This is a genomic window from Streptococcus mitis (assembly GCF_965111735.1).
Lineage (GTDB): Bacteria > Bacillota > Bacilli > Lactobacillales > Streptococcaceae > Streptococcus > Streptococcus mitis_DR.
In genome coordinates this window covers 1,368,861-1,381,934 of the sequence record NZ_OZ217346.1, presented here as the reverse complement: position 1 = coordinate 1,381,934, position 13,074 = coordinate 1,368,861, and the positions used below count along the sequence as shown (strand labels likewise).

Genomic DNA, 13,074 nt, shown 5'->3' with positions numbered 1-13,074 from the left:
TGAAAGAGATTGAAGAAAAGGTTTTACCTACTAGCTTTCTTCAGTCTTTTTTCGTTTTATTATCAATTTGTAAACGATTTACAATTTAAGTCAAATTATGGTAAAATAGTTTCATGAGTAAAATGTATTATGCAGAAAATCCTGACGCTGCTCACGACATTCATGAGTTGAGAGTGGACTTGTTGGGAGAAAAAATGACCTTTTTGACGGATGCGGGTGTTTTTAGCAAGAAAATGATTGACTTTGGAAGTCAACTCTTGCTCAAGTGTCTTGAGGTCAACCAAGGAGAAACTGTCCTGGATGTAGGCTGTGGTTACGGACCTTTGGGCTTGTCTTTAGCTAAAGCTTATGGCGTTCAGTCTACCATGGTCGATATTAATAATCGTGCCTTGGATTTGGCGCGACAAAATGCTAAACGAAATAAAGTAGAAGCGACGATTTTCCAGTCCAACATCTATGAACAAGTTGAAGGGGAATTTGACCATGTCATTTCCAATCCTCCTATCCGTGCGGGCAAGCAAGTGGTTCATGAAATCATTGAGAAAAGTAAAGATTTCTTGGAAACTGGTGGAGATTTAACAATCGTTATCCAGAAGAAACAAGGGGCCCCAAGCGCCAAGTCAAAGATGGAGGAAGTGTTTGGCAATTGTGAAATCGTCAAAAAAGATAAGGGATACTATATCCTTAGAAGTGTGAAAGAATGAGAGCAGTTGATTTAATCCAAAAGAAACGAGATGGTCAAGAGCTGACTTCGAGTGAAATTGAATGGCTGGTAGAAGGCTATGTGTCAGGAACTGTTCCTGATTATCAGATGTCTGCCTTTGCTATGGCTGTCTATTTCAAAGGAATGACGACTCGAGAAATATCTGATTTGACCATGAGAATGGTTCAGACAGGCCAAGAGTTTGATTTATCCGCTATTGATGGGGTTAAGGTTGACAAGCATTCTACTGGGGGTGTTGGTGACAAGGTGACTTTGATTTTAGCTCCTCTTGTTGCTAGCTTCGGTGTACCTGTGGCAAAAATGAGTGGTCGTGGTCTCGGCCATACTGGCGGAACAATTGATAAGTTGGAGTCCATTAAGGGTTATCAAGTAGAACGTAGTCAAGAGGATTTTATTCGTCAGGTACAGGACATTGGTGTATCTGTCATTGGGCAATCAGACCAGCTGGTCAAAGCAGATAAGCTTCTCTACGCCCTCCGTGATGTAACCGCAACTGTCGACACGATTCCTTTGATTGCGAGTTCGGTGATGAGCAAGAAAATTGCGGCAGGGGCGGATGCTATTTTGCTAGACGTGACTGTCGGTGAGGGGGCCTTCATGAAGACGGTTGATGAGGCGCGTGAACTGGCTCAAACTATGGTGGAACTTGGTAAGGCAGTTGGTCGAAAGACGGTAGCAGTCATTACGGATATGAGTCAGCCCTTGGGACGTGCTATTGGAAATCGCCTTGAAATCCTTGAAGCACTGGAGATTTTACAAGGGCAAGGTCGTCAGGATATTACCCACTTCATCTGTGAATTGGCTCAAATTATGCTTGGTTTGGCAAATGTAAATAAAACAGTTGAAGAAGTTCGCCAACATCTTGAAAATGGTCAAGCACTGGCTAAGTTTGAGGAGATGATCCAAGCCCAAGGTGGAGACTTGGAAGACCTCTATCGTCCTGTCAATGTGGCCTATGTGGTGGAAATCCCTGCTCAGGAAACGGGTGTCATTTCAGCTCTCCCAGCAATGGAATTTGGGCTTTATGCCATGAGACTGGGGGCAGGCCGTGCAGTCAAGTCTGATGCCTTGGACTATGAAACAGGAATTGTTTTTGAAAAGAAAGTTGGAGACTCCGTTCAAAAGGGGGAAATTGTTGCAAAAGTATACACAAATGGAAAAATTTCTCCTCAGCTAGTTACAGATTTTCAAAAATATGTTAAAATAAATGATAGTGTGCAAAGTTTACGAGAAATCATAGAAATAATCTCATAAACTGCAGGAGAATCCGAATATGAAATTAAATAAATATATCGATCATACACTTTTGAAACAAGATGCGACAGTAAATCAAATTGATTGTTTGTTGTCTGAAGCTAGAGAGTATGATTTTGCCAGTGTTTGCGTTAATCCGACCTGGGTTGAACATGCTAAAAAAGGGCTTGAAGGCACAGATGTCAAGGTCTGCACAGTAGTAGGTTTCCCCTTGGGAGCAACAACTTCAACTGTGAAAGCTTTTGAAACCAAGGAAGCTATCCAAAATGGTGCAGATGAGATTGATATGGTGATTAATGTTGGAGCTCTCAAAACAGGTAATCTTGATTTGGTTGAGTCGGATATTCGCGCAGTAGTAGAAGCAAGTGGTGACAAGTTAGTGAAAGTCATTATTGAAGCTTGCCTTCTGACAGACCAAGAAAAAGTTGTGGCTTGCCAATTAGCCCAAAAAGCAGGAGCTGATTTTGTTAAAACATCTACTGGCTTTTCAACTGGTGGTGCGACAGTAGCAGATGTTAGATTAATGCGTGAAACAGTTGGACCTGATATGGGAGTCAAGGCTGCAGGTGGAGCTCGTTCTTATGCAGATGCTCTTGCATTTGTAGAAGCAGGGGCGACCCGTATCGGAACGTCAGCTGGGGTAGCCATTTTAAAAGGAGAACTGGTAGATGGCGACTACTGAGTTGATTGAACTGGCAATTGAAACCAGCAAGAAAGCCTATGTCCCCTATTCTCACTTTCCTATCGGAGCAGTTTTAGTAGCCAAAGACGGAAGTGTTTACACGGGAGTGAATATCGAAAATGCTAGCTATCCTTTGACCAATTGCGGTGAGAGAACAGCCATTTTTAAGGCTGTATCTGAAGGGCAAAGAGAATTTTCAGAGCTGATTGTTTATGGTCAAACTGAAAAACCGATTTCACCATGTGGTGCTTGTCGCCAAGTAATGGTCGAATTTTTTGAACAAGATCTAAAAGTGACCTTAGTCGCAAAAGATAAATCGACGGTCGAGATGACGGTCGGGGAATTACTTCCATACTCTTTTACAGACTTAAACTAGTCTGAGTCGCTCTCTGAGTGGCACGGTCCTTGAGGCCAACCAATCCATACTTGCAACATCGTTGCACATCTTATTTAGGAGGTTCAGTAATGAACAAGAAACAATGGCTAGGCCTTGGTCTAGTTGCAGTGGCAGCAGTTGGACTTGCTGCATGTGGTAACCGCTCTTCTCGTAAGGCAGATTCATCTTCTGATGTGAAGACAAAAGCAGCAATCGTCACTGATACTGGTGGTGTTGATGACAAATCATTCAACCAATCAGCTTGGGAAGGTTTGCAGGCTTGGGGTAAAGAACACAATCTTGCAAAAGATAACGGTTTCACTTACTTCCAATCAACAAGTGAAGCTGACTACGCTAACAACTTGCAACAAGCGGCTGGAAGTTACAACCTAATCTTCGGTGTTGGTTTTGCCCTTCACAATGCGGTTGAAGAAGCAGCTAAAGAACATTCTGACTTGAACTATGTCTTGATTGATGATGTGATTAAAGATCAAAAGAATGTTGCGAGCGTAACTTTCGCTGATAATGAGTCAGGTTACCTTGCAGGTGTAGCTGCAGCAAAAACAACTAAAACAAAACAAGTTGGTTTTGTAGGTGGACAGGAGTCAGAAGTTATCTCTCGTTTTGAAGCAGGATTCAAGGCTGGTGTTGCGTCAGTAGACCCATCTATCAAAGTACAAGTTGACTATGCTGGTTCATTTGGTGATGCCGCTAAAGGTAAAACAATTGCAGCTGCACAATACGCAGCCGGTGCAGATATTGTTTACCAAGTAGCTGGTGGTACAGGTGCTGGTGTCTTTGCAGAAGCAAAATCACTCAACGAAAGCCGTCCTGAAAATGAAAAAGTTTGGGTTATCGGTGTTGACCGTGACCAAGAAGCAGAAGGTAAATACACTTCTAAAGATGGTAAAGAATCAAACTTTGTTCTTGCATCTACTTTGAAACAAGTTGGTACAACTGTAAAAGATATTTCTAACAAGGCAGAAAAAGGTGAATTCCCTGGCGGTCAAGTGATCGTTTACTCATTGAAAGATAAAGGGGTTGACTTGGTAACAACAAACCTTTCAGAAGAAGGTAAAAAAGCTGTCGAAGATGCAAAAGCTAAAATCCTTGATGGAAGCGTAAAAGTTCCTGCAAAATAATGGATGGAAGTCATTTCTTAGGAAGCGGCCATCGGCCGCTTTTTAAGAGTTGAGACAAAGTCATTTTGTCTCAGTAAAGCTTGCTACTAGATAAAATAGCAAGTTTTATTGAAATAAAATAAGACTCTGAAAGGAAGAGCACATGGCACACGAAAATGTCATTGAGATGCGTGATATTACCAAGGTGTTTGGTGAATTTGTTGCCAACGACAAAATCAACCTGCACCTACGAAAAGGTGAAATTCATGCACTTTTAGGAGAAAATGGGGCTGGAAAGTCCACGCTCATGAACATGTTAGCAGGGCTTCTTGAACCAACCAGTGGTGAAATCGCGGTCAACGGTCAAGTTGTCAACCTCGACTCCCCATCTAAAGCAGCTGGCTTGGGAATCGGAATGGTTCACCAGCACTTTATGTTGGTAGAGGCTTTCACGGTGGCTGAAAACATTATTTTAGGAAGTGAATTGACTAAAAATGGTGTGCTAGATATCGCTGGAGCTAGCAAAGAAATCAAGGCTCTTTCTGAACGTTATGGCTTAGCTGTGGACCCTTCTGCCAAGGTGGCAGACATCTCAGTTGGAGCCCAACAACGTGTAGAAATTTTAAAAACCCTTTATCGGGGGGCTGATATCCTTATCTTTGACGAACCAACGGCCGTTTTGACTCCATCAGAAATTGATGAGTTGATGGCTATTATGAAAAATCTTGTCAAAGAAGGGAAATCAATTATCTTGATTACCCACAAGTTGGACGAGATTCGCGCAGTTTCTGACCGCGTTACAGTTATCCGTCGTGGGAAATCAATTGAAACTGTCGAAATTGCAGGAGCTACCAATGCTGATTTGGCAGAAATGATGGTGGGACGTTCTGTTTCCTTTAAAACAGAGAAACAAGCCTCTCAACCAAAAGAAGTGGTCTTGTCTATTAAAGACTTGGTGGTCAATGAAAACCGCGGTGTTCCAGCTGTTAAAAATCTGTCCTTGGATGTTCGTGCTGGAGAGATTGTTGGTATTGCGGGGATTGATGGAAATGGTCAGTCTGAACTGATTCAAGCGATTACAGGTCTTCGCAAGGTTGAATCTGGTAGCATTGAGCTAAAAGGAGATTCAATTGTAGGATTGCACCCACGTCAGATTACAGAGTTGAGTGTTGGGCACGTTCCAGAAGATCGTCACCGTGATGGTTTGATTTTGGAAATGATGATTTCTGAAAATATTGCCCTTCAAACCTACTATAAAGAACCACATAGTAAAAATGGAATTTTGAACTATTCAAATATTACTTCTTATGCTAAAAAGCTAATGGAAGAGTTTGATGTTCGTGCTGCAAATGAATTTGTTCCTGCAGCGGCACTCTCAGGAGGAAATCAACAAAAAGCAATTATTGCTCGTGAAATTGATCGTGATCCTGATCTCCTTATCGTCAGCCAGCCAACTCGTGGGTTGGATGTCGGTGCCATTGAATATATCCACAAGCGCTTGATTGAAGAGCGTGATAATGGCAAGGCTGTCCTTGTTGTCAGCTTTGAATTGGATGAGATTTTAAATGTCTCAGACCGTATTGCCGTTATCCACGATGGTAAGATTCAAGGTATTGTATCACCAGAAACAACCAATAAACAAGAACTTGGTGTCTTGATGGCTGGTGGAAACTTGGGAAAGGAGAAGAGTGATGTCTAAAAAATTACAACAAATTTCGGTTCCCTTGATTTCTGTCTTCCTAGGAATTTTACTCGGGGCCATTGTTATGTGGATCTTCGGTTATGATGCTATTTGGGGCTACGAAGAATTGTTCTATACAGCATTTGGCAGTCTGCGTGGGATTGGTGAAATCTTCCGTGCTATGGGTCCTTTAATCTTGATTGGTCTTGGTTTTGCCGTTGCCAGTCGCGCTGGTTTCTTTAACGTCGGACTTCCTGGGCAGGCCTTGGCTGGTTGGATTCTCAGTGGTTGGTTTGCCCTGTCGCATCCAGATATGCCCCGTCCCTTGATGATTCTAGTAACCATCGTGATTGCCCTGATTGCTGGTGGGATTGTCGGAGCGATTCCAGGTATTCTTAGAGCCTATCTAGGGACATCAGAGGTTATCGTAACCATCATGATGAACTACATTGTCTTGTATGTAGGAAATGCCTTTATCCATGCCTTTCCTAAAGACTTCATGCAAAGTACAGATTCTACGATTCGTGTTGGGGCTAATGCAACCTACCAGACACCTTGGTTGGCTGAGTTGACTGGTAATTCGCGGATGAATATCGGTATTTTCTTTGCTCTCATTGCCGTTGCAGTCATTTGGTTCATGCTCAAGAAAACAACCCTTGGTTTTGAAATTCGTGCGGTTGGTCTTAATCCTCACGCATCAGAATACGCTGGTATTTCTGCAAAAAGAACGATTATCCTCTCAATGATTATCTCAGGTGCCTTGGCAGGTCTTGGTGGGGCTGTTGAAGGTTTGGGAACCTTCCAGAACGTTTATGTTCAGGGGGCGTCATTAGCTGTCGGATTTAACGGAATGGCGGTTAGTCTGCTTGCGGCCAACTCACCAATTGGTATTCTCTTTGCAGCCTTCCTATTTGGTGTTCTCCAAGTTGGAGCCCCTGGTATGAATGCGGCGCAGGTACCGTCTGAGCTTGTCAGCATTGTAACAGCGTCTATTATCTTCTTTGTCAGTGTTCATTACCTTATCGAACGCTTTGTCAAACCGAAAAAACAAGTTAAAGGAGGTAAGTAAAGATGTCTATTACAACCTTGCTCACCCTCTTGGTGTCTTCTATGCTGATTTACTCAGCGCCCCTCATCTTTACAAGTATTGGTGGTGTTTTCTCTGAACGTGGTGGTGTCGTAAACGTCGGCCTTGAAGGAATTATGGTTATGGGTGCCTTTTCTGGAGTTGTCTTTAACCTTGAATTTGCAGAACAATTTGGAGCAGCAACTCCATGGCTATCCTTACTTGTAGCAGGATTGGTAGGGGGGCTTTTCTCCATCATCCACGCAGCAGCGACGGTTCATTTCCGTGCAGACCATGTTGTCAGCGGTACGGTATTGAACTTGATGGCGCCAGCCTTGGCTGTTTTCTTGGTGAAAGTACTTTATAACAAAGGACAAACCGACAACCTAAGTCAGACTTTTGGACGCTTTGATTTCCCAGTCTTGGCAAATATCCCAGTGATTGGTGATATCTTCTTCAAGTCAACTAGTCTACTTGGTTATCTAGCGATTGCCTTCTCATTCCTTGCTTGGTTTATCCTCTTCAAGACTCGCTTTGGTCTTCGTCTCCGCTCTGTCGGTGAACACCCTCAAGCAGCGGATACTTTGGGAATCAATGTCTACAAGATGAGATATTTAGGGGTTATTATTTCAGGTTTCCTAGGTGGAATTGGCGGAGCGATTTATGCTCAATCCATCTCAGTTAACTTCTCGGTGACAACTATTGTTGGACCTGGATTTATCGCCCTTGCTGCGATGATTTTCGGGAAATGGAATCCAATCGGAGCCATGCTATCTAGTCTCTTCTTTGGACTTTCACAAAGTTTGGCTGTTATCGGTTCTCAATTGCCGTTCCTACAAGGTGTGCCAACAGTTTATCTTCAAATCGCACCTTATGTTTTGACAATTCTTGTCTTGGCAGCCTTCTTTGGAAAAGCAGTTGCACCAAAAGCAGATGGTATTAACTATATCAAATCAAAATAAGCATACAAAAAACGTCAGTTCAGAATGAACTGCACCCCAAAAGTTAGACAGAAAAAATCTAACTTTTGGGGTGTTTTTATTATGAAATTAACTTATGATGATAAAGTTCAGATCTATGAACTTAGAAAACAAGGATATAGCTTAGAGAAGCTTTCAAATAAATTTGGGATAAATAATTCTAATATTAGGTACATGATTAAATTGATTGATCGTTACGGAATAGAGTTCGTCAAAAAAGGAAAAAATCGTTACTATTCTCCTGATTTAAAACAAGAAATGATTCATAAAGTCATACATGAAGGCTGGACTAAAGATAGAGTTTCTCTTGAATACGGCCTCCCAAGTCGTACGATACTTCTTAATTGGCTAGCACAATACAAGAAAAACGGGTATACTATTGTTGAGAAAACAAGAGGGAGACCAACTAAAATGGGACGTAAACGGAAGAAAACTTGGGATGAAATGACAGAACTAGAGCGACTCCAAGAGGAGAATGAACGCTTACGTACTGAGGTGGCTTACTTAAAAAAGTTAAAAGAGCTGGAAGACAGGGACGAAGCCATACAGCGAGAAAGGCAGAGACAATTAGAGAAATGGCTTCAGGAGGATTTCGACTAGATTTACTTCTTGAAGTGACTCGTTTACCTAGCTCAACTTACTATTATCAGTTGAAGGAACTAGATGGGCTTGACAAAGATAAAGATCTTAAAGCTGAAATTCAAGCTATTTTTACTGAGCACAAAGGAAATTATGGCTATCGCCGAATAACTCTTGAATTGAGGAATCGTGGTCATATAGTAAACCATAAGAAGGTCCAACGTCTGATGAAAATCCTTGGTTTAAGTGCTCGAATTCGCCGTAAACGAAAGTATTCTTCCTACCAAGGAGAGATTGGCAAGAAAGCAGAGAATATCATTCAACGCCAGTTTGAAGCATCGAGACCAATGGAAAAGTGTTATACGGATGTGACAGAGTTTGCCATTCCAAATAGCACGCAGAAATTGTATTTATCGCCTGTTTTAGATGGATTTAACAGCGAAATTATTGCTTTTAATCTTTCTTGTTCTCCTAATTTAGAACAAGTAAAAAAGATGTTGGAACAGGCCTTCACAGAGAAACACTACGAGAATACGATTCTCCATAGTGACCAAGGTTGGCAATACCAACACGATTCTTATCATCGGTTCCTAGAGAGTAAGGGAATTCAAGCATCCATGTCACGAAAGGGCAACAGCCCAGACAACGGTATGATGGAATCTTTCTTTGGCATTTTAAAATCCGAAATGTTTTATGGCCATGAGAAAAACTTTAAATCACTTAATCAATTGGAACAAGCTATTATAGACTATATCGATTACTACAACAACAAACGAATTAAGGTAAAACTAAAAGGACTTAGCCCTGTACAATACAGAACTAAATCCTTCGGATAAATTAATTGTCTAACTTTTTGGGGTCAGTACAGAACTGGCGTTTTATTTTTTAGGATGTTGATGGGTTAGGTTTAATCCCCAAGGGACTAAATTTTCAGTCTTGTTTTTGATACGAGCGATATTATCCTTATGACGAATGATAATCAAACTAGCAAGTACTAGGATAATAGCGATGAAGAGAGGGTCATAGTTGCTCAGGATAAAACCAAAAAGTGGAAAGAGTAGAACCCCGATGACGGCTGCGATAGATGCTGTGACACTAGACAGTGAAATCATACTACCAAGATAGAGGGTTCCAAAGAAAACAACTGCAAGGTAGAGACAGAAGACAGGTGCAAATCCGAAAACCACTCCAGCACTGGTTGCGACAGCCTTACCACCCTTAAATCCTGCAAAGATAGGGAAGGTATGGCCAATAACAGCCAAAAGTCCAAAGATGAGAGGCGAAACGCCTTGTAGATGAAACATAATCGGAAGAAGTGTTGCTAGGGTCCCTTTGAAAAAGTCAATCACAAAGGTTGCCATACCAGCTTTCTTGCCTAAAATGCGGAAGGTATTGGTCGTTCCAGTGTTACCAGAACCATGCTCGCGCAGATTGATTTGAAAGAATACTTGTCCAATCCAGAGACCAGACGGAATCGAACCCAGCAGATAAGCTAGGATTAATAAAACTATTGTAATCATACTCCTATTATATCATGAATTGGGAAAGAAATGCAGAGAATCTCTTCTGAAATTGTCACACCGGAGAAAGAAAAATTTTGCAAAATCCTTGGAAAACCTGTAGAATAGTAAAGATGAACGAATAGGAGGTTCCTTGTGTCAAAAAAGGAAATCAATATTAACAATTATAATGATGATGCCATTCAGGTGCTAGAAGGGTTGGATGCGGTCCGAAAACGTCCAGGGATGTATATCGGATCGACCGATGGCGCTGGGCTCCACCACCTAGTCTGGGAAATCGTCGATAATGCTGTCGATGAAGCCTTGTCTGGATTTGGTGACCGTATTGATGTGACCATTAATAAAGACGGCAGTTTAACGGTTCAAGACCACGGACGTGGGATGCCGACTGGGATGCACGCCAGGGGAATTCCAACTGTTGAGGTTATCTTTACCATTCTCCACGCTGGAGGAAAATTCGGTCAAGGGGGCTATAAGACATCAGGTGGACTTCACGGGGTGGGTTCTTCCGTCGTTAACGCCCTTTCTAGCTGGCTAGAAGTTGAAATCACTCGCGATGGTGCAATCTACAAGCAACGTTTTGAAAATGGTGGCAAACCTGTCACGACCTTGAAGAAAATTGGTACAGCACCTAAATCTAAAACAGGTACCAAAGTCACCTTCATGCCTGATGCGACGATATTCTCTACGACAGATTTCAAGTACAATACCATCTCAGAACGCCTCAATGAGTCAGCCTTTCTTTTAAAAAATGTGACCTTGTCTCTGACAGATAAGCGAACAGATGAAGCGATTGAATTCCACTATGAGAATGGGGTACAAGACTTTGTTTCTTATCTGAACGAAGACAAGGAGACCTTGACGCCGGTTCTTTACTTTGAAGGGGAAGACAATGGTTTCCAAGTGGAAGTGGCCCTCCAGTACAATGATGGTTTTTCAGATAACATCTTGTCCTTTGTCAATAACGTTCGCACCAAGGACGGTGGAACGCACGAGACAGGACTTAAGTCTGCCATTACAAAGGTTATGAACGACTACGCGCGTAAGACGGGGCTTCTCAAGGAAAAAGATAAAAACCTTGAAGGTTCAGACTATCGTGAGGGACTAGCAGCCGTTCTTTCTATCTTAGTTCCGGAAGAACACCTCCAGTTTGAAGGACAGACCAAGGACAAACTAGGAAGCCCTCTTGCTCGTCCCGTTGTGGATGGAATGGTGGCGGATAAGTTGACCTTTTTCCTTATGGAAAATGGGGAATTGGCTTCTAACCTCATCCGCAAGGCTATCAAGGCCCGTGATGCTCGCGAAGCGGCACGTAAGGCGCGTGATGAGAGCCGTAATGGTAAGAAAAATAAAAAAGATAAGGGCTTGTTGTCTGGGAAATTGACCCCAGCCCAATCCAAAAATCCTGCTAAGAATGAACTCTATCTAGTTGAGGGGGACTCTGCCGGCGGTTCTGCCAAACAAGGTCGTGACCGTAAGTTCCAGGCAATCTTGCCTCTTCGTGGTAAGGTTATCAATACAGCCAAAGCCAAGATGGCGGATATCCTCAAAAATGAAGAAATCAATACCATGATTTATACTATTGGTGCGGGTGTTGGAGCAGACTTTTCTATTGAGGATGCCAACTATGACAAGATCATTATCATGACCGATGCGGACACCGACGGTGCCCACATTCAGACTTTACTCTTGACATTTTTCTACCGCTACATGCGTCCGCTAGTTGAGGCAGGACATGTTTATATCGCCCTCCCGCCTCTTTACAAGATGTCAAAAGGTAAAGGCAAGAAAGAAGAAGTAGCCTACGCATGGACAGACGGAGAACTTGAAGAACTCCGCAAACAGTTCGGTAAAGGTGCAACACTCCAACGCTACAAGGGGCTTGGAGAGATGAATGCGGATCAACTCTGGAAAACAACTATGAACCCAGAAACGCGTACCCTTATCCGTGTAACCATTGAAGATTTGGCTCGCGCCGAACGTCGTGTCAATGTCCTTATGGGAGACAAGGTCGAACCACGACGTAAGTGGATTGAAGACAATGTCAAGTTTACGCTGGAAGAAGCGACAGTGTTTTAAGTTAGTTTTTAATGAATGGGTATAAAAATGAGAACTGAAACAGAAATGCTCGATGTAATTTTAAAGACTGCTGAAACCTTACAAGTCGCGGCTGTCGCCATGTCTGGTTCACGGACAAACCCAAAGGCCCTAAAAGATGAATTTCAAGACTATGACGTGATCTATGTCGTGGACGATTTAGATAATCTGACGAGTGACCTTTCTTGGTTGGGGCAGTTTGGTAAATGCCTGATTGAACAGTATGTCCTACTTGACCAGCGACATCTTTATCTCATGCTCTTTGAAGATGGCAATAGGATTGATTTGACCCTCTGCCCCAAAGACTACATTCAAGAGTGGATAGACAGTGAGGCCGGATTTACTATTTTAGAAGATCCAGAGCATTTATTTGAACCCTATTCCCCAAATATAGAGCGTTACTGGACAAGCCCAGCTAGTGCGATAGAGTTTGAAAAAACCTGCAATGAATTTTGGTGGGTATCAACTTACGTGGTCAAAGGAATCTGTCGCAAGCAAGTCATCTATGCCACTGACCATCTCCACGGTATTTGTCAGCAAGAACTTCTAAAGGTCTTGGCTTGGCAAGTTGCAACTGATAAGGGGATGGTTGATATTGGCAAGAACTATAAATATCTCTTTAAGTATTTACCTACTGAGAAAGGAAAGGAATTCTCGAATCTGCTTGATTTTTCAAGCATAGATAAAATCACTCAGTCTTTGTTTGCTACGATGAATTTTTTCCACCAAGAGGCTCAGTCCCTTGCTCAAAAGAAGGGTTTTGACTATGATATGGAAGTAGCTGAGAAGATGATTGAGTATGCTGAGGAGAGACTTCTTAATCGCTAACTAACTAAAGACCTTAATTTAAAAGATTAAACTACAGAAAGGGTCGTTTGGTTATTTGTAGTAACTGAACACGGGACTAATTTTATTCGGAAAAAGTCAAATCGTCTTGACTTCATCGAGCCCTACATCGATTTTCTATTTTTCTACAGACATTTTTGGCAAGCCA

General features: G+C 42.3%; 12 protein-coding genes. 11 read left to right on the top strand and 1 reads right to left on the bottom strand.

What is annotated here, in order from left to right:
• Nucleotides 1-113: 113 nt before the first annotated feature.
• The 9 genes from ACLV7W_RS06695 to ACLV7W_RS06655 all read left to right on the top strand — a co-directional run bounded on the left by ACLV7W_RS06695 (nt 114) and on the right by ACLV7W_RS06655 (nt 9,299).
• Entirely contained in the window at nt 114-704 is a 591-nt protein-coding gene (locus tag ACLV7W_RS06695; RefSeq protein WP_315972283.1) for a class I SAM-dependent methyltransferase, read from the top strand.
• A complete protein-coding gene (locus ACLV7W_RS06690; protein ID WP_411865671.1) occupies nt 701-1,978 on the top strand; it encodes a pyrimidine-nucleoside phosphorylase in 1,278 nt (425 codons plus the stop codon). The genes ACLV7W_RS06695 and ACLV7W_RS06690 overlap by 4 nt, the downstream gene beginning before the upstream one ends.
• Before the next feature lie 19 nt (nt 1,979-1,997).
• Complete coding sequence (gene deoC, locus ACLV7W_RS06685; protein ID WP_261070126.1) at nt 1,998-2,660, top strand: deoxyribose-phosphate aldolase; 663 nt, start codon at nt 1,998-2,000, stop codon at nt 2,658-2,660.
• The gene (locus ACLV7W_RS06680) at nt 2,647-3,036 is read left to right on the top strand and encodes a cytidine deaminase (RefSeq protein WP_000246098.1); all 390 of its coding nucleotides are present in this window, start codon (nt 2,647-2,649) and stop codon (nt 3,034-3,036) included. The genes deoC and ACLV7W_RS06680 overlap by 14 nt, the downstream gene beginning before the upstream one ends.
• An 89-nt stretch (nt 3,037-3,125) precedes the next feature.
• Nucleotides 3,126-4,178 carry a BMP family lipoprotein gene (locus tag ACLV7W_RS06675; protein ID WP_411865670.1) on the top strand — a complete coding sequence of 351 codons (1,053 nt, stop codon included), beginning with the start codon at nt 3,126-3,128 and terminating at the stop codon, nt 4,176-4,178.
• 142 nt (nt 4,179-4,320) lie between these two features.
• Nucleotides 4,321-5,856, top strand: coding sequence for an ABC transporter ATP-binding protein (locus ACLV7W_RS06670; RefSeq protein WP_411865669.1), 1,536 nt, complete (start codon nt 4,321-4,323; stop codon nt 5,854-5,856).
• Nucleotides 5,849-6,907 carry an ABC transporter permease gene (locus ACLV7W_RS06665; protein WP_000038644.1) on the top strand — a complete coding sequence of 353 codons (1,059 nt, stop codon included), beginning with the start codon at nt 5,849-5,851 and terminating at the stop codon, nt 6,905-6,907. The genes ACLV7W_RS06670 and ACLV7W_RS06665 overlap by 8 nt, the downstream gene beginning before the upstream one ends.
• 2 nt (nt 6,908-6,909) lie before the next feature.
• A complete protein-coding gene (locus tag ACLV7W_RS06660; RefSeq protein WP_033677420.1) occupies nt 6,910-7,866 on the top strand; it encodes an ABC transporter permease in 957 nt (318 codons plus the stop codon).
• A gap of 81 nt (nt 7,867-7,947) precedes the next feature.
• Nucleotides 7,948-9,299 (top strand): IS3 family transposase gene (locus tag ACLV7W_RS06655; RefSeq protein WP_411865375.1). Its coding sequence is split into 2 segments (ribosomal slippage): nt 7,948-8,389 and nt 8,389-9,299, totalling 1,353 coding nucleotides; the frame shifts between segments, so codons are not numbered across the junction.
• A 42-nt stretch (nt 9,300-9,341) separates the two neighbouring features.
• Here the strand turns inward: ACLV7W_RS06655 and plsY are convergent.
• The gene (plsY, locus tag ACLV7W_RS06650) at nt 9,342-9,983 is read right to left on the bottom strand and encodes a glycerol-3-phosphate 1-O-acyltransferase PlsY (RefSeq protein WP_000628804.1); all 642 of its coding nucleotides are present in this window, start codon (nt 9,981-9,983) and stop codon (nt 9,342-9,344) included.
• A 135-nt stretch (nt 9,984-10,118) separates the two neighbouring features.
• On the opposite strand from plsY, the gene parE reads away from it, so the two are divergent.
• Both parE and ACLV7W_RS06640 read left to right on the top strand, forming a co-directional pair.
• Nucleotides 10,119-12,062: a DNA topoisomerase IV subunit B gene (gene parE / locus ACLV7W_RS06645; RefSeq protein WP_411865668.1), complete on the top strand. Its 1,944-nt coding sequence runs from the start codon at nt 10,119-10,121 to the stop codon at nt 12,060-12,062.
• A gap of 27 nt (nt 12,063-12,089) precedes the next feature.
• A complete protein-coding gene (locus ACLV7W_RS06640) occupies nt 12,090-12,908 on the top strand; it encodes an aminoglycoside 6-adenylyltransferase (protein WP_025171149.1) in 819 nt (272 codons plus the stop codon).
• Nucleotides 12,909-13,074 lie beyond the last annotated feature (166 nt).